At 50.7% G+C, this 17,066-nt stretch carries 11 protein-coding genes, 6 tRNA genes, 2 rRNA genes and 1 pseudogene; 2 read left to right on the forward strand and 18 right to left on the reverse strand.

Annotation, left to right across the window (positions count from 1 at the left end):
* Nucleotides 1-9: 9 nt before the first annotated feature.
* The 12 genes from rpoB to GPJ68_RS23535 form a co-directional block, all read right to left on the reverse strand.
* Entirely contained in the window at nt 10-4,038 is a 4,029-nt protein-coding gene (rpoB, locus tag GPJ68_RS23480; RefSeq protein ID WP_003033111.1) for a DNA-directed RNA polymerase subunit beta, read from the reverse strand.
* A 320-nt stretch (nt 4,039-4,358) separates the two neighbouring features.
* Nucleotides 4,359-4,724: a 50S ribosomal protein L7/L12 gene (gene rplL / locus GPJ68_RS23485; RefSeq protein ID WP_000028882.1), complete on the reverse strand. Its 366-nt coding sequence runs from the start codon at nt 4,722-4,724 to the stop codon at nt 4,359-4,361.
* Between the two features lie 66 nt (nt 4,725-4,790).
* Nucleotides 4,791-5,288, reverse strand: a complete 498-nt coding sequence (rplJ, locus tag GPJ68_RS23490) for a 50S ribosomal protein L10 (protein WP_005132895.1) — start codon at nt 5,286-5,288, stop codon at nt 4,791-4,793.
* Nucleotides 5,289-5,646: 358 nt separating this feature from the next.
* The gene (gene rplA / locus GPJ68_RS23495; RefSeq protein ID WP_016155300.1) at nt 5,647-6,354 is read right to left on the reverse strand and encodes a 50S ribosomal protein L1; all 708 of its coding nucleotides are present in this window, start codon (nt 6,352-6,354) and stop codon (nt 5,647-5,649) included.
* A 3-nt stretch (nt 6,355-6,357) separates the two neighbouring features.
* Nucleotides 6,358-6,786 (reverse strand): 50S ribosomal protein L11, encoded by a 429-nt coding sequence (rplK, locus tag GPJ68_RS23500; RefSeq protein WP_003033122.1) that lies wholly within the window; start codon nt 6,784-6,786, stop codon nt 6,358-6,360.
* 155 nt (nt 6,787-6,941) lie between these two features.
* Nucleotides 6,942-7,487: a transcription termination/antitermination protein NusG gene (gene nusG / locus GPJ68_RS23505; protein ID WP_003033125.1), complete on the reverse strand. Its 546-nt coding sequence runs from the start codon at nt 7,485-7,487 to the stop codon at nt 6,942-6,944.
* A gap of 1 nt (nt 7,488) precedes the next feature.
* Nucleotides 7,489-7,872, reverse strand: coding sequence for a preprotein translocase subunit SecE (gene secE / locus GPJ68_RS23510; protein ID WP_003033128.1), 384 nt, complete (start codon nt 7,870-7,872; stop codon nt 7,489-7,491).
* Between the two features lie 230 nt (nt 7,873-8,102).
* The gene (tuf, locus tag GPJ68_RS23515) at nt 8,103-9,287 is read right to left on the reverse strand and encodes an elongation factor Tu (protein ID WP_016157942.1); all 1,185 of its coding nucleotides are present in this window, start codon (nt 9,285-9,287) and stop codon (nt 8,103-8,105) included.
* Nucleotides 9,288-9,405: 118 nt separating this feature from the next.
* Nucleotides 9,406-9,481, reverse strand: a tRNA-Thr gene (locus GPJ68_RS23520).
* Between the two features lie 5 nt (nt 9,482-9,486).
* Nucleotides 9,487-9,561 (reverse strand) — tRNA-Gly (locus tag GPJ68_RS23525).
* A gap of 114 nt (nt 9,562-9,675) precedes the next feature.
* A tRNA-Tyr gene (locus GPJ68_RS23530) sits at nt 9,676-9,760 on the reverse strand.
* An 8-nt stretch (nt 9,761-9,768) separates the two neighbouring features.
* Nucleotides 9,769-9,844: transfer RNA gene (locus tag GPJ68_RS23535), tRNA-Thr, on the reverse strand.
* Between the two features lie 19 nt (nt 9,845-9,863).
* Here GPJ68_RS23535 and GPJ68_RS25300 point away from each other — a divergent pair.
* Together GPJ68_RS25300 and coaA are read left to right on the forward strand one after the other, a co-directional pair.
* A pseudogene (locus tag GPJ68_RS25300) lies at nt 9,864-9,944 on the forward strand (hypothetical protein); the annotation flags it as partial.
* A gap of 289 nt (nt 9,945-10,233) precedes the next feature.
* Nucleotides 10,234-11,184: a type I pantothenate kinase gene (coaA, locus tag GPJ68_RS23540; RefSeq protein WP_003031107.1), complete on the forward strand. Its 951-nt coding sequence runs from the start codon at nt 10,234-10,236 to the stop codon at nt 11,182-11,184.
* 33 nt (nt 11,185-11,217) lie between these two features.
* On the opposite strand, the gene birA is transcribed toward coaA, so the two are convergent.
* The 6 genes from birA to GPJ68_RS23570 all read right to left on the reverse strand — a co-directional run bounded on the left by birA (nt 11,218) and on the right by GPJ68_RS23570 (nt 17,038).
* A complete protein-coding gene (birA, locus tag GPJ68_RS23545) occupies nt 11,218-12,180 on the reverse strand; it encodes a bifunctional biotin--[acetyl-CoA-carboxylase] ligase/biotin operon repressor BirA (protein WP_047498825.1) in 963 nt (320 codons plus the stop codon).
* Nucleotides 12,177-13,205, reverse strand: coding sequence for a UDP-N-acetylmuramate dehydrogenase (gene murB / locus GPJ68_RS23550; RefSeq protein ID WP_049271936.1), 1,029 nt, complete (start codon nt 13,203-13,205; stop codon nt 12,177-12,179). Before murB ends, birA begins: the two co-directional genes overlap by 4 nt.
* A gap of 250 nt (nt 13,206-13,455) precedes the next feature.
* Nucleotides 13,456-13,571 (reverse strand): 5S ribosomal RNA (gene rrf, locus GPJ68_RS23555).
* Between the two features lie 94 nt (nt 13,572-13,665).
* Nucleotides 13,666-16,570: ribosomal RNA gene (locus GPJ68_RS23560) — 23S ribosomal RNA — on the reverse strand.
* Nucleotides 16,571-16,777: 207 nt separating this feature from the next.
* Nucleotides 16,778-16,853 (reverse strand) — tRNA-Ala (locus GPJ68_RS23565).
* A gap of 108 nt (nt 16,854-16,961) precedes the next feature.
* Nucleotides 16,962-17,038, reverse strand: a tRNA-Ile gene (locus GPJ68_RS23570).
* Between the last annotated feature and the right edge of the window lie 28 nt (nt 17,039-17,066).

Genomic DNA, 17,066 nt, shown 5'->3' on the forward strand with positions numbered 1-17,066 from the left:
GATCGAGAGTTACTCGTCTTCCAGCTCGATGTTGATACCCAGCGAACGAATCTCTTTCAACAGTACGTTGAAGGATTCCGGCATGCCTGGTTCCATCTGATGGTTGCCGTCCACGATGTTTTTATACATCTTAGTACGACCGTTCACGTCATCAGACTTAACGGTGAGCATTTCCTGCAGGGTGTATGCCGCGCCGTATGCTTCAAGCGCCCACACTTCCATCTCCCCGAAGCGCTGACCACCGAACTGAGCCTTACCACCCAGCGGCTGCTGAGTAACCAGGCTGTAAGAACCGGTAGAACGCGCATGCATCTTGTCATCAACCAGGTGGTTCAGTTTCAGCATGTACATGTAGCCAACGGTAACCTGGCGCTCGAACTGCTCACCGGTACGACCGTCGAACAGTGTGATCTGACCGGAAGTCGGCAGGCCACCCAGCTGTAACAGTTCCTTGATTTCAGACTCTTTCGCACCGTCGAACACCGGCGTTGCGATCGGCATACCTTTTTTCAGGTTTTCAGCCAGACGCAGAACTTCTTCATCGCTGAAGGTATTCAGGTCAACTTTCTGACGAACATCTGAACCCAGATCGTAAGCACGCTGGATGAATTCGCGCAGTTTCGCGACTTCCTGCTGCTGTTTCAGCATGGCGTTGATCTTATCGCCGATACCTTTCGCAGCCATACCCAGGTGGGTTTCAAGGATCTGACCGATGTTCATACGCGATGGTACGCCCAGCGGGTTCAGCACGATATCTACCGGCGTACCGTTAGCATCGTGTGGCATATCTTCGATCGGGTTGATCTTAGAGATTACACCCTTGTTACCGTGACGACCTGCCATCTTATCACCAGGCTGGATCCGACGTTTAACCGCCAGATAAACCTTAACAATCTTCAGCACGCCCGGTGCCAGATCGTCGCCCTGAGTGATTTTACGGCGTTTCGCTTCGAGTTTTTTCTCGAACTCGTGTTTCAGTTCGTCGTACTGCTCAGCCAGTTGTTCCAGCTGATTTTGTTTCTCTTCGTCGGTCAGGCCGAGTTCTAACCAGCGATCGCGCGGCAGTTTGTCGAGCTTCTCAGCTTCAACACCACCGGAAACCAGCACAGCGTAGATACGGCTGAACAGGCCAGCTTCGAGGATTTGCAGTTCTTCAGACAGGTCTTTTTTCGCCTGCTTCAGCTGCATCTCTTCGATTTCCAGCGCACGTTTGTCTTTTTCTACGCCATCGCGAGTAAAGACCTGAACGTCGATAATCGTACCGGAAACACCGTTTGGCACGCGCAGAGAAGAGTCTTTAACGTCAGACGCTTTCTCACCGAAGATCGCACGCAGCAGCTTCTCTTCTGGCGTCAGCTGGGTTTCACCTTTCGGCGTTACCTTACCAACCAGAATGTCGCCACCGGTTACTTCCGCGCCGATATAAACGATACCGGATTCATCCAGTTTGGAGAGCGCAGCTTCACCCACGTTCGGGATGTCAGCGGTGATCTCTTCCGGCCCCAGCTTGGTGTCACGGGACACACATGCCAGTTCCTGAATGTGGATGGTGGTGAAACGGTCTTCCTGGACAACACGCTCAGATACGAGGATGGAGTCTTCGAAGTTGTAACCATTCCATGGCATGAATGCCACGCGCATGTTCTGACCGAGAGCCAGTTCACCGAGGTCGGTGGACGGACCGTCTGCCAGCACATCACCACGTTCAACCGGTTCGCCCAGAGATACGCAAGGCATCTGGTTGATACAGGTGTTCTGGTTAGAACGGGTGTATTTGGTCAGGTTATAAATGTCGATACCTGCTTCGCCCGGGTACATCTCGTCTTCGTTAACTTTGATAACGATACGGGAAGCATCCACGTACTGGACGGTACCGCCACGTTTAGCAACTGCGGTAACACCGGAGTCGACGGCAACAGCACGTTCCATACCGGTACCAACCAGCGGCTTATCAGCACGCAGAGTCGGAACCGCCTGACGTTGCATGTTCGCACCCATCAATGCACGGTTGGCGTCATCGTGTTCCAGGAACGGGATCAGGGACGCACCGACGGATACCACCTGCTGAGTGGATACGTCCATGTAGTCAACCTGGTCACGGCTGAACAAGCTGGATTCGCCTTTGCTACGGCAGGTAACCAGATCTTCTACAAAGTGGCCTTCGTCATCCAGGTTGGAGTTCGCCTGAGCGATAACGTAGTTGCCTTCTTCGATAGCTGACAGGTAATGAATTTCGTCAGTTACAACACCGTCGGTCACTTTACGGTACGGAGTCTCGAGGAAGCCGTATTCGTTAGTCTGTGCGTACACAGACAAGGAGTTGATCAGACCGATGTTCGGACCTTCAGGCGTTTCGATTGGACATACGCGACCGTAGTGAGTCGGGTGTACGTCTCGAACTTCGAAGCCTGCGCGTTCACGAGTCAAACCGCCTGGGCCGAGTGCAGAGATACGACGTTTGTGCGTAATCTCAGACAGCGGGTTGTTCTGGTCCATAAACTGAGACAGCTGGCTGGAACCAAAGAACTCTTTCACTGCTGCAGAAATCGGCTTAGCGTTGATCATATCCTGAGGCATCAGGGTATCCAGATCGCCCAGAGACAGACGCTCTTTCACCGCACGCTCAACACGTACCAGGCCAACGCGGAACTGGTTTTCCGCCATTTCGCCTACGGAACGGATACGACGGTTACCGAGGTGGTCGATATCATCGACTTCGCCTTTACCGTTACGGATATCGATGAGCTTCTTCATCACTTCGATGATGTCGTCTTTGCTCAGGATACCGGAACCTTCGATTTCGTCGCGCAGCAGAGAACGGTTGAACTTCATACGACCAACCGCAGACAGGTCATAGCGGTCTTCGGAGAAGAACAGGTTCTCGAACAGGCTTTCAGCAGCTTCACGCGTCGGCGGCTCACCAGGGCGCATCATGCGGTAGATTTCTACCAGCGCGCTCAGACGATCGTTGGTTGGGTCGACACGTACAGTTTCAGAAATGTACGGACCGTGGTCCAGATCGTTGGTGAACAGCGTTTCGATACGCTTGTGGCCAGACTGGCTCAGCTTAGCCAGCAGATCCAGACTCAGCTCCATGTTAGCTGCGCAGATCAGCTCGCCAGTAGATTCGTCAACGTAGTCTTTAGCCGCAACTTTACCAGCAATGTATTCAACCGGAACTTCGATATGTTTGATATCGTCTTTTTCCAGTTGGCGAATGTGGCGCGCAGTGATGCGACGGCCTTTTTCGACGTAGACTTTGCCGTTAGCTTCGATGTCAAAGGAGGCGGTTTCACCACGCAGGCGTTCCGGCACCAGTTCCATCTGCAGCTTGTTGTCACGAATTTCGAAAACAACTTTCTCAAAGAACAGGTCAAGGATCTGCTCAGTGGTGTAGTTCAGTGCACGCAGAATAATGGTCGCAGGCAGTTTACGGCGACGGTCAATACGTACGAACAGGTTGTCCTTCGGATCGAATTCGAAGTCCAGCCAGGAACCACGGTAAGGGATAATACGCGCGTTATACAGCACTTTACCCGAAGAGTGGGTTTTACCTTTGTCGGAGTCAAAAAAGACGCCAGGACTACGGTGCAGCTGAGAAACGATAACACGCTCAGTACCGTTGATAACAAAGGTACCGTTGTCTGTCATGAGCGGAATTTCGCCCATGTAGACTTCTTGTTCTTTAATGTCTTTTACGGTGCCTTCCGGCGCTTCGCGCTCGTAGATCACCAGGCGCAGTTTTACGCGCAGCGGTGCGGAATAGGTCACGCCACGGATCTGACATTCCTGAACGTCAAACACCGGTTCGCCAAGGCGGTAGCTGACGTATTGCAGCTCGGAATTACCGCTGTAGCTCTGAATCGGGAAAACGGAACGGAAAGCTGCTTCCAGACCATACTGCCCTTCAGGATCTTGCTCGATGAACTTCTGAAACGAGTCAAGCTGGATAGAAAGGAGATAAGGTATGTCCAACACTTGCGGACGTTTACCAAAATCCTTACGAATACGTTTTTTCTCGGTATAGGAGTAAACCATTAGGGTTCCTCAGCTCGCTGACAAGTCGACCCATCTGTCCGACGAAGGGACAGTTTGTGCAACACTATTTTGTTGACCGGAAAATCGAATACTTTCCGCAATGCCTGTTGCTATCACGCTTAAACCATTTCATTGCGATTTACACAGAACTGACGTTCTGTCGCAGTATATTAAGACGTCGATAGAAACAAGCATTGAAAGGCACAGCAGTAGTCAAACAGTGTGAAATGCTACTGGCGCCTTACAGCGCAAAAAGGCTGGTGACTAAAAAGTCACCAGCCATCAGCCTAATTTCTTAGGCTGCAACCAGAAAAGTTGGCTTATTTAACTTCAACTTCAGCGCCAGCTTCTTCCAGAGATTTTTTCAGTGCTTCTGCGTCGTCTTTGCTCACGCCTTCTTTCAGCGCAGCCGGTGCAGATTCTACCAGGTCTTTAGCTTCTTTCAGACCCAGGCCAGTTGCGCCACGTACTGCTTTGATAACAGCAACTTTGTTAGCGCCAGCAGCTTTCAGAATTACGTCGAATTCAGTTTTTTCTTCAGCAGCTTCAGCCGGGCCAGCAGCTACAGCTACAGCAGCAGCAGCAGAAACACCGAATTTTTCTTCCATTGCAGAAATCAGTTCTACAACGTCCATTACGGACATAGCGGATACTGCTTCAATGATTTGATCTTTAGTGATAGACATTTAAATTGTTCCTGAAAATCAGAATAAGTTTATACGTAAGCAGATGCTTTACAAAGATAACTGCGATTAAGCAGCTTCTTTCGCATCGCGTACAGCAGCCAGAGTACGAACCAGTTTGCCAGCCGAAGCTTCTTTCATGGTTGCCATCAGGCGTGCAATTGCTTCTTCGTAGGTCGGCAGAGTTGCCAGGCGATCGATATTCGATGCCGTAATCAACTCACCTTCAAAGGCTGCGGCTTTGACCTCAAATTTTGCATTCGCTTTCGCGAACTCTTTGAACAGACGAGCAGCAGCGCCCGGGTGTTCCATAGAGTATGCAATCAGGGTCGGACCAACAAACGTGTCTTTCAGGCACTCGAACTGAGTACCTTCAACGACGCGGCGCAGCAGGGTGTTACGAACAACACGCATGTATACGCCAGCTTCACGACCTGCTTTACGCAGTTCAGTCATTTTATCTACAGTTACGCCACGGGAATCCGCAACTACTGCAGACAGCGCGCCTTTGGCTACTTCGCTGACTTCAGCAACAATCGCTTGTTTGTCTTGAAGATTTAAAGCCATTAGCTTTGCTCCTGGATGTTTGCCGGAACTCATGTTCCGGAACTCACTTCACTCCCCCCAACGGAGAGAGCGTCTAAATACGGTGAGCAGAAACAAGCCAGAGTATCAGAAATAATCTTAGCGTTCTGTCACCGTCTACGCAGGGCATTAAGTTTCTTACGAAACACCTGCGGTCTTCGACGGAGGCCTGGATTAGGCCAGGCTCCAACGAACAAATCTTTTCTATCTGTCGTTATTCAATCTGTAGCGGCGTTGACTGCCTTGCCACAGCCTGAATATCTCGGATATACGTCTGCAATTAGCAGAATACGTGGGGGTAAGATTGTAGACAAAATCACCGCCCACGTAAAGGCGAATATTAGTTCGCCACAGTCGCAGTCAGACCGGACTGATCAACGGCAACGCCAGCACCCATGGTGGTGGAGATGCTAACTTTCTTGATGTACACGCCTTTTGCCTGAGTCGGTTTTGCTTTTTTCAGCGCAACCAGCAGAGCTTCCAGGTTTTCTTTCAGTTTGTCAGCGTCAAAATCCACTTTACCGATGGTGGTGTGAATGATGCCGTTTTTGTCGTTACGGTAACGAACCTGACCAGCTTTAGCATTCTTAACAGCTTCAGCAACGTTAGGAGTTACAGTACCAACTTTCGGGTTTGGCATCAGGCCGCGCGGACCCAGAACCTGACCCAGCTGGCCAACAACGCGCATTGCATCCGGGGAAGCAATAACAACGTCAAAGTTCATTTCGCCTTTCTTGATCTGTTCAGCCAGATCTTCCATACCTACCAGCTCAGCGCCTGCAGCTTTAGCAGCTTCAGCGTTTGCACCCTGGGTAAATACGGCTACGCGAACGGAACGGCCAGTACCGTGCGGCAGTACAGTTGCACCACGTACGTTCTGGTCAGATTTACGAGCATCGATGCCGAGGTTAACAGCAACGTCCACGCTTTCTACGAATTTAGCAGTGGCCAGCTCTTTCAGCAGAGCGATAGCTTCGTTGATGTCATACTGCTTAGTAGCATCAACTTTGTCACGGATCACGGACATGCGCTTGGTCAGTTTAGCCATTTCTTAGTCCTCCACTACCAGGCCCATGGAACGTGCAGTACCTTCAATGGAGCGAGTCATCGCTTCAATGTCGGAACCAGTCATGTCGGCAGCTTTGGTCTGCGCGATTTCCTGCAGCTGAGCGCGGGAAATTTTACCCACTTTGTCTTTGTTCGGCTTGCCGGAACCAGACTTGATACCAGCCGCTTTCTTCAGCAGAACTGCTGCCGGAGGCGTTTTGGTAACGAAAGTGAAAGAACGGTCAGCGTAAACGGTGATAACAACCGGGATTGGCAGACCTTTTTCCATGGAATCAGTTTTAGCATTGAACGCTTTGCAGAATTCCATGATGTTCACGCCTTGTTGACCCAGTGCAGGACCTACCGGCGGACTCGGGTTAGCCATACCAGCTGCAACCTGCAGCTTGACATAGGCTTGGACTTTCTTAGCCATTCTAAATTCCTCTAGTTGGGTTATAACGCCTCAAGGAGGCTCCCCGTGATTAAATTCGTTTTACGGATAGGATCCATAAAAACAAAAGGCGCGAAATTGTATTCCAATCTCGCGCCTTGTGCAACGATTAAATCGTCGCTTTTTTGATCGGGGTGTTAGGCTTTTTCAACCTGAGCGAAGTCCAGTTCAACCGGAGTCGCACGACCGAAGATAGATACGGAAACTTTCAGACGAGACTTCTCGTAGTCCACTTCTTCAACCACGCCGTTAAAGTCAGCGAACGGACCGTCGCTAACGCGAACCATTTCACCAGGCTCAAACATCGTTTTCGGACGCGGCTTGTCGCCAACCTGCTGCAGACGGTTCATGATCGCATCAACTTCTTTGTCGCTGATCGGCGCCGGACGGTCAGATGTACCGCCGATAAAGCCCATCACACGCGGCACGCTGCGCACCAGGTGCCAGCTTGCGTCATTCATCACCATCTGGACCAATACATAGCCCGGGAAGAATTTACGTTCGCTCTTGCGACGCTGACCGCCACGGATTTCGACCACTTCTTCGGTCGGCACCATGACTTCGCCAAACAGCTCTTCCATATTTTGTAACTTGATATATTCGCGCAGCGATGTAGCTACGCGGCCTTCAAAACCGGAAAACGCCTGAACGACGTACCAGCGCTTTTTAGGGGCTTCAGACATCTTAGAACCTCAGGCCAGTGATAAAGGATACCAGGCGAACCAGAATACCATCCAGTCCCCACAGGATCAGTGACATTACTGCGGTAACCGCAGCCACAATTAATGTGGTGTGCAATGTTTCCTGGCGAGTTGGCCAAATGACCTTACGGACTTCGGTTCTCGCTTCACGGGCAAAAGCAACGGTCGCTTTACCTTTTGTTGTCAACAGCGCGACACCACCCGCTGCGGCAATCAGAATCACTACGGCCAGCGCACGCAGCGGCAGCATCATGTCACGATAGAGGTAGTTGCCAACGATAGCTACAAGCAGCAATACAGCGACAACAACCCACTTCATCGCTTCCAGGCCGCGCCCGCTTCCTTGAGCTTCGGTATTCGCACTCATAAACCAACCTGTCAGAAGTATTCTACAAACATTTTCACCCCGCGTAAGCGAGGCGATCCAAACCGAAATGCTCTGGTGCGTTTCGGACTAAACGCCCTCTTCAGAGCCTGTCTCAGCAATGATTATGACAAATAAAATCACTGATGAGCCAGGTTCTGGTGTGAAAGCGTGCAAAAAGGGCATCAAATGATGCCCTTTTATTGCGCATTGCGTCAAATGTTATTCGGCAATTAGCTCATTACTTTGGCAACAACGCCCGCACCAACAGTACGGCCGCCTTCACGGATTGCGAAACGCAGACCGTCGTCCATCGCGATTGGGTGGATCAGGGTAACAACCATTTTGATGTTGTCGCCCGGCATTACCATCTCAACGCCTTCCGGCAGTTCGATGGTACCAGTCACGTCAGTAGTACGGAAGTAGAACTGCGGACGGTAGCCTTTGAAGAACGGAGTGTGACGGCCGCCTTCGTCTTTGGACAGAATGTACACTTCAGATTCGAACTTGGTGTGCGGCTTGATAGAGCCCGGCTTAGCCAGTACCTGACCACGTTCGATTTCTTCACGTTTGATACCACGCAGCAGAACACCAACGTTCTCACCAGCACGGCCTTCGTCCAGCAGTTTGCGGAACATTTCAACGCCAGTACAGGTAGACTTAGCAGTATCCTTGATACCAACGATTTCAACTTCTTCACCAACTTTGATGATACCGCGCTCTACACGACCGGTAACAACGGTACCACGACCGGAGATGGAGAATACGTCTTCGATAGGCAGCAGGAACGGCTTGTCAATCGCACGCTCTGGTTCTGGGATGTAAGAATCCAGGAAGCCAGCCAGTTCGATGATTTTCGCTTCCCACTCTGCTTCGCCTTCCAGCGCTTTCAGAGCAGAACCACGAACGATCGGAGTGTCGTCGCCCGGGAAATCGTACTGAGACAGAAGTTCACGAACTTCCATTTCTACCAGTTCCAGCAGCTCTTCGTCATCAACCATGTCGCATTTGTTCAGGAACACGATGATGTACGGAACGCCTACCTGACGACCCAGCAGGATGTGCTCACGAGTCTGCGGCATCGGGCCGTCAGTCGCAGCAACAACCAGGATCGCGCCGTCCATCTGCGCAGCACCGGTGATCATGTTTTTAACATAGTCGGCGTGGCCCGGGCAGTCTACGTGTGCATAGTGGCGAGTCGGGGTGTCATATTCAACGTGAGAAGTGTTGATGGTGATACCACGAGCTTTTTCTTCCGGCGCGTTATCGATCTGGTCGAATGCACGAGCAGCACCGCCGTAGGTTTTAGCCAGTACGGTAGTGATTGCAGCGGTCAGCGTTGTTTTACCATGGTCAACGTGGCCGATAGTACCGACGTTAACGTGCGGTTTTGTACGTTCAAATTTTTCTTTAGACATCGATTGTCCCTCTAAGACACGGATAAATCGGTGATATCACCACATCAACCAGGCCATATGCCTGAGCTGTTGAATGCTTTTAAAAGTAAACAGAGAGAAACGGGAAGGAGAAGTGAAGTGGTGCTGATACCCAGAGTCGAACTGGGGACCTCACCCTTACCAAGGGTGCGCTCTACCAACTGAGCCATATCAGCACGTCTGGAGCGGGCAGCGGGAATCGAACCCGCATCATCAGCTTGGAAGGCTGAGGTAATAGCCATTATACGATGCCCGCATCCTGAAACTCGGCTACCCAGTTCTTTCTGTAATAAAAAAGAGATTTCTCTCTTTTTTATTCGAGCTGATTAATTTTTTAACCAACTCAGGCGGCGATAACGCTGCCAGAAAGTGGTGGTGGGGGAAGGATTCGAACCTTCGAAGTCTGTGACGGCAGATTTACAGTCTGCTCCCTTTGGCCGCTCGGGAACCCCACCGGACTTGATGGTGCCGACTACCGGAATCGAACTGGTGACCTACTGATTACAAGTCAGTTGCTCTACCTACTGAGCTAAGTCGGCATCAAGTAGCGCGCATTTTATGGAGACATGCGCACTCATGCAACTAAAAAATTGCATAAAATGTTCTATCGATCACATTTTGCGCTATACGACCGATAAATAATCTATTTCTTCTTCGAATTGAACAAATTTCCAACGTCAGCCGCGCTCCCAGAAGGCATTTTGCTCCAGCATGCCGTTATCAATAGAGAGAAAGTGCATCTTTATACATCTGGAATAGCCATCACATTGCGTTTCAGGGGACGATTTTTTCTTATTATTCCCTCCCATCTGGTGTTACCCTCCTGCCCATTGTCCAAATTAACTGAAATGTGCGTGCCATTGCGTACCGGGGATGATTTCGTTTTTTACCGCAGACCTGATATAGCAATGACAGCCAGACCATGCGTATGAGTATAAAAGAGCAAGCGTTAACGTCGCCTTACCTACAGTTTGATCGCAACCAGTGGGCTGCGCTTCGTGATTCCGTGCCGATGACTCTGACCGAGGAAGAGATTGCTCGTCTGAAAGGCATTAACGAAGACTTATCGCTGGAAGAAGTTGCTGAGATTTATTTGCCATTATCGCGTTTGCTAAATTTTTACATCAGTTCGAACCTGCGGCGTCAGGCTGTGCTGGAGCAATTTTTAGGCACCAACGGCGAGCGTATTCCTTATATTATTAGCATTGCTGGCAGCGTCGCCGTCGGCAAAAGTACGACTGCACGTGTGTTGCAAGCGTTGCTGAGTCGCTGGCCCGAGCATCGTAAGGTTGAGCTGATCACTACTGACGGTTTTCTTCATCCTAACCAGGTGTTGAAAGATCGTGGGCTCATGAAGAAGAAAGGCTTTCCTCAGTCCTATGATATGCACCGTCTGGTTAAATTCGTTTCCGATCTAAAGTCTGGCGTCCCCAACGTTACGGCACCGGTCTATTCTCATCTGATTTATGATGTGATCCCTGATGGCGACAAAACCGTTGCCCAGCCTGACATATTAATCCTCGAAGGGCTCAATGTATTACAAAGCGGGATGGACTATCCTCACGATCCACATCATGTATTTGTTTCTGACTTTGTCGACTTTTCTATTTATGTGGATGCGCCAGAAGAATTACTCCAGACGTGGTATATCAACCGCTTCCTGAAATTCCGCGAAGGGGCATTTACCAACCCAGACTCTTATTTCCATAACTATGCGAAATTGTCGGAAGACGAGGCAATCAACACGGCCACATCGCTGTGGAAAGAAATCAACTGGTTGAATTTAAAACAGAATATTTTACCAACGCGTGAGCGAGCCAGCTTAATCATGACGAAAAGCGCTAATCATGCCGTTGAGCAAGTCAGATTACGAAAATAAAAAAATAAAGGGGAGCCATAGCTCCCCTTCTTATTATTCAGCGCTTCTAAGCGATATTTCCCCACCCATCCAGGGTTTTATCACGCCATTTTGTTCGAGTAGCAATGCACCTTGCGCATCTATTCCACGAGATACGCCAAATATTTCTTTATCACCAATAATGAGTTTAACAGGGCGGTCGATAAAGTTATCCAGCGCCCTCCAGCGGGACAAATACGGCGCCAGGCCCTCATGCTCAAACAGTACCAGGGCAGCGCGCAGCTCGCGGATCAGTCGGGCAGCCAGAGTATTGCGGTCAATGGTAATACCCGCTTCCTGCAGATTAATCCAGCCTTGATTAACCACATTCTCCTCAACCCGACGCATGGACATGTTTATACCCGCCCCAATAACAATCTGTGCGGCATCGCCCGTTTTTCCGGTGAGTTCAACCAGGATCCCTGCCAGTTTACGGTCGAGCAAATAGAGGTCGTTGGGCCATTTAACACGCACTTTATCCGCGCCCAGATCGCGTAAAACCTCAGCCATGACAATACCAATCACCAAGCTCAGGCCAATCGCGGCTGCCGGTCCTTGTTCCAGTCGCCAGAACATTGAAAGGTACAGATTGGCGCCAAAGGGAGAGAACCATTTACGTCCACGACGACCACGACCGGCCTGCTGATACTCAGCTACGCAGGCATCCCCTGACTCCAGTTGACCAATTCGATCCATAAGGTACTGATTGGTTGAGTCGATAACCGGCAGGACCGTTATATTCCCGCCATCCAGCTGAGAATAAATAAGTGATGAATCTAATAGCTGGATAGGTTCAGGTAAGCTGTATCCTTTACCAGGGACAGTAAATACATCAACACCCCAGTCACGTAGCGTCTGGACATGTTTATTGATTGCCGCACGGCTCATTCCCAGCTTTTCACCGAGTTGCTCACCAGAGTGAAATTCGCCATCGGCTAATAATGAAATAAGCGTCAGGGGGACGGTATTATCCTTCATGCAACGATCTCCACGGCATTCACTTCACCCAGTGGGCCAATAAACCGGACTTCCGGTTCAAGCCAGACATTGAATTTCTCACCGACTTTTTGGCGTACGTGATGCGCCAGTTGCACCACATCCTGACTCGTAGCATGGCCTGCATTGATCAGCACCAGTGCCTGCTGCTGATGTACCGCTGCGCCGCCAATGCGCATGCCTTTTAGCTGACATTGATCGATAAGCCAGCCAGCAGCCAGTTTCACAGAGCCATCAGCCTGCGGGTAATGAGGTGCAGTCGGGAATTTCGCCAGGAGCTCCTGCGCAATATCCGCGGTGACAACCGGGTTTTTAAAGAAACTCCCCGCATTCCCGTTTACTTTTGGATCGGGCAGTTTTGTGGTGCGCATATGGCAAACAGAATCAAAAACCTGCCGAGGCGTTACCGTGGCAGGATCAAGACGCGTCAGGTCACCGTATGTGAGAACGGGTTGCCACTGTTTAGGTAAGCGCAGACCAACAGCTACAATCGCAAAACGATCCTGATACTCATGTTTGAAGATACTGTCACGGTAACCAAATCGGCATTCTGCGGCGCTAACGCGCAGATGTTTGCCGGTCGAAAGCTCTACGCAGTCCACGTATTCACAGACGCGCCGCAGTTCTACGCCATAGGCACCAATATTCTGGATCGGCGATGAACCCACGCAGCCGGGGATCAGCGCCAGATTTTCCAGTCCGGGCATGCTTTGCTGCAGCGTATGCTCTACCAGATGATGCCAGTTTTCACCAGCGCCTACGTGCAAATGCCACGCATCAGGTTGTTCTGTAATCGCTATTCCCTTGATACGGTTGACGATCACCGTTCCATGGAAGGCATCAAGAAACAGGACGTTACTCCCTTCGCCCAGGATTAGCACTGGATGATGTGATGCATTGGCTGATTGCCAGGCATTTAGTAGTTGTTGCTCATTTTCGGCACAGACAAGCACATTAGCTTGTTGATCGATACCGAAGGTGTTCCAGGCTTTAAGGGAGTGATTCATAGACGCTTTCCTGATGCAAAATCGCGCTTAGTTTACCGTATATGCTGCAGGATGGCTTGTGTTATGGAAGCTTAGGATGTTGCTTTGCAACCGATGAGGCTGCAATCACAGTAAGAATAAGGTTTACAGGCGCTGTATCCGGTAATAACAGACGCTGGCCGGATAAGGCGGGAGGTCACATCCGGCGATTTTCATCCCTGCAGACGCAAAAAAGCCCATCCGGCAGGATGGGCTTCTTCACTTGTTTGATGCCTGGCAGTTCCCTACTCTCGCATGGGGAGACCCCACACTACCATCGGCGCTACGGCGTTTCACTTCTGAGTTCGGCATGGGGTCAGGTGGGACCACCGCGCTACAGCCGCCAGGCAAATTCTGTTTATCAACACACTTTTCGCATGTCGATGTAATCTGTATCAAACTGAAAATGATGTCTCTTTCGCCAAAACATCTTCGGCGTTGTAAGGTTAAGCCTCACGGTTCATTAGTATCGGTTAGCTCAACGTATCGCTACGCTTACACACCCGACCTATCAACGTCGTCGTCTTCAACGTTCCTTCAGGACCCTTAAAGGGTCAGGGAGAACTCATCTCGGGGCAAGTTTCGTGCTTAGATGCTTTCAGCACTTATCTCTTCCGCATTTAGCTACCGGGCAATGCCATTGGCATGACAACCCGAACACCAGTGATGCGTCCACTCCGGTCCTCTCGTACTAGGAGCAGCCCCCCTCAATTCTCCAGCGCCCACGGCAGATAGGGACCGAACTGTCTCACGACGTTCTAAACCCAGCTCGCGTACCACTTTAAATGGCGAACAGCCATACCCTTGGGACCTACTTCAGCCCCAGGATGTGATGAGCCGACATCGAGGTGCCAAACACCGCCGTCGATATGAACTCTTGGGCGGTATCAGCCTGTTATCCCCGGAGTACCTTTTATCCGTTGAGCGATGGCCCTTCCATTCAGAACCACCGGATCACTAAGACCTGCTTTCGCACCTGCTCGAGCCGTCACTCTCGCAGTCAAGCTAGCTTATGCCTTTGCACTAACCTCCTGATGTCCGACCAGGATTAGCTAACCTTCGTGCTCCTCCGTTACTCTTTAGGAGGAGACCGCCCCAGTCAAACTACCCACCAGACACTGTCCGCAACCCGGATCACGGGTCTACGTTAGAACACCAGCCATTAAAGGGTGGTATTTCAAGGTTGGCTCCATGCAGACTGGCGTCCACACTTCAAAGCCTCCCACCTATCCTACACATCAAGGACCAGTGTTCAGTGTCAAGCTATAGTAAAGGTTCACGGGGTCTTTCCGTCTTGCCGCGGGTACACTGCATCTTCACAGCGAGTTCAATTTCACTGAGTCTCGGGTGGAGACAGCCTGGCCATCATTACGCCATTCGTGCAGGTCGGAACTTACCCGACAAGGAATTTCGCTACCTTAGGACCGTTATAGTTACGGCCGCCGTTTACCGGGGCTTCGATCAAGAGCTTCTCCTTACGGATAACCCCATCAATTAACCTTCCGGCACCGGGCAGGCGTCACACCGTATACGTCCACTTTCGTGTTTGCACAGTGCTGTGTTTTTAATAAACAGTTGCAGCCAGCTGGTATCTTCGACTGATTTCAGCTCCATGAGTAAATCACTTCACCTACATATCAGCGTGCCTTCTCCCGAAGTTACGGCACCATTTTGCCTAGTTCCTTCACCCGAGTTCTCTCAAGCGCCTTGGTATTCTCTACCTGACCACCTGTGTCGGTTTGGGGTACGATTTTGTGTTACCTGATGCTTAGAGGCTTTTCCTGGAAGCAGGGCATTTGTTACTTCAGCACCGTAGTGCCTCGTCATCACACCTCAGCGTTAGCAAGACTCCGGATTTACCTGGAATCTCCGCCTACATGCTTAAACCGGGACAACCGTCGCCCGGCTAACATAGCCTTCTCCGTCCCCCCTTCGCAGTAACACCAAGTACAGGAATATTAACCTGTTTCCCATCGACTACGCCTTTCGGCCTCGCCTTAGGGGTCGACTCACCCTGCCCCGATTAACGTTGGACAGGAACCCTTGGTCTTCCGGCGTGCGGGTTTTTCACCCGCATTATCGTTACTTATGTCAGCATTCGCATTCTGATACCTCCAGCATGCCTCACAGCCACCTTCAACGGCTTACAGAACGCTCCCCTACCCAACAACACATAGTGTCGCTGCCGCAGCTTCGGTGCATGGTTTAGCCCCGTTACATCTTCCGCGCAGGCCGACTCGACCAGTGAGCTATTACGCTTTCTTTAAATGATGGCTGCTTCTAAGCCAACATCCTGGCTGTCTGTGCCTTCCCACATCGTTTCCCACTTAACCATGACTTTGGGACCTTAGCTGGCGGTCTGGGTTGTTTCCCTCTTCACGACGGACGTTAGCACCCGCCGTGTGTCTCCCGTGATAACATTCTTCGGTATTCGCAGTTTGCATCGGGTTGGTAAGTCGGGATGACCCCCTAGCCGAAACAGTGCTCTACCCCCGAAGATGAGTTCACGAGGCGCTACCTAAATAGCTTTCGGGGAGAACCAGCTATCTCCCGGTTTGATTGGCCTTTCACCCCCAGCCACAAGTCATCCGCTAATTTTTCAACATTAGTCGGTTCGGTCCTCCAGTTAGTGTTACCCAACCTTCAACCTGCCCATGGCTAGATCACCGGGTTTCGGGTCTATACCCTGCAACTTAACGCCCAGTTAAGACTCGGTTTCCCTTCGGCTCCCCTATTCGGTTAACCTTGCTACAGAATATAAGTCGCTGACCCATTATACAAAAGGTACGCAGTCACCCCATAAAGAGGCTCCCACTGCTTGTACGTACACGGTTTCAGGTTCTTTTTCACTCCCCTCGCCGGGGTTCTTTTCGCCTTTCCCTCACGGTACTGGTTCACTATCGGTCAGTCAGGAGTATTTAGCCTTGGAGGATGGTCCCCCCATATTCAGACAGGATACCACGTGTCCCGCCCTACTCTTCGAGTTCACAACACATGCACTTTTGTGTACGGGACTATCACCCTGTACCGTCGGACTTTCCAGACCGTTCCACTACCACACATGCTGATTCAGACTCTGGGCTGCTCCCCGTTCGCTCGCCGCTACTGGGGGAATCTCGGTTGATTTCTTTTCCTCGGGGTACTTAGATGTTTCAGTTCCCCCGGTTCGCTTCATTACGCTATGTATTCACGCAATGATAGTGTGACGAATCACACTGGGTTTCCCCATTCGGAAATCGCCGGTTATAACGGTTCATATCACCTTACCGACGCTTATCGCAGATTAGCACGTCCTTCATCGCCTCTGACTGCCAGGGCATCCACCGTGTACGCTTAGTCGCTTAACCTCACAACCCGAAGATGTTTCGTAAAACACTTCAGTGTTGCGAAAATTTGAGAGACTCGAACACACCGCTTTTCATTTCTTGTTTACGGAGAAATGAAACAGTGTGTCGTTTCAATTTTCAGCTTGATCCAGATTTTTAAAGAGCAAAACTTCGCAGTGAACCTTTTCAGGTACACTCTGAAGTTTTCTTGTGTTTTTGCAGTAAAGATGGTGGAGCTATGCGGGATCGAACCGCAGACCTCCTGCGTGCAAAGCAGGCGCTCTCCCAGCTGAGCTATAGCCCCATCGTAGTTAAATCTCGTTTAACCTTAATTTCTGTTGAGGCAAGGCGTGGTGACGCGAAGCATACTGAAGTATGTGAGCGTCGCCGCAACGCAGCATCAGCAGAAATTTGGTAGGCCTGAGTGGACTTGAACCACCGACCTCACCCTTATCAGGGGTGCGCTCTAACCACCTGAGCTACAAGCCTGCAGAGATTTTCTTACTGCTAATTTTCA

The sequence above is a fragment of the Citrobacter sp. 172116965 genome (assembly GCF_013458095.1).
Classification (GTDB): Bacteria; Pseudomonadota; Gammaproteobacteria; order Enterobacterales; family Enterobacteriaceae; genus Citrobacter; species Citrobacter braakii.

Coding starts and splice junctions, on each gene's coding strand:
- rpoB (WP_003033111.1), bottom strand. CDS start 4,038: ATGGTTTACTCCTATACCGAGAAAAAACGTATTCGTAAGGATTTTGGT.
- rplL (WP_000028882.1), bottom strand. CDS start 4,724: ATGTCTATCACTAAAGATCAAATCATTGAAGCAGTATCCGCTATGTCC.
- rplJ (WP_005132895.1), bottom strand. CDS start 5,288: ATGGCTTTAAATCTTCAAGACAAACAAGCGATTGTTGCTGAAGTCAGC.
- rplA (WP_016155300.1), bottom strand. CDS start 6,354: ATGGCTAAACTGACCAAGCGCATGTCCGTGATCCGTGACAAAGTTGAT.
- rplK (WP_003033122.1), bottom strand. CDS start 6,786: ATGGCTAAGAAAGTCCAAGCCTATGTCAAGCTGCAGGTTGCAGCTGGT.
- nusG (WP_003033125.1), bottom strand. CDS start 7,487: ATGTCTGAAGCCCCTAAAAAGCGCTGGTACGTCGTTCAGGCGTTTTCC.
- secE (WP_003033128.1), bottom strand. CDS start 7,872: ATGAGTGCGAATACCGAAGCTCAAGGAAGCGGGCGCGGCCTGGAAGCG.
- tuf (WP_016157942.1), bottom strand. CDS start 9,287: ATGTCTAAAGAAAAATTTGAACGTACAAAACCGCACGTTAACGTCGGT.
- coaA (WP_003031107.1), top strand. CDS start 10,234: ATGAGTATAAAAGAGCAAGCGTTAACGTCGCCTTACCTACAGTTTGAT.
- birA (WP_047498825.1), bottom strand. CDS start 12,180: ATGAAGGATAATACCGTCCCCCTGACGCTTATTTCATTATTAGCCGAT.
- murB (WP_049271936.1), bottom strand. CDS start 13,205: ATGAATCACTCCCTTAAAGCCTGGAACACCTTCGGTATCGATCAACAA.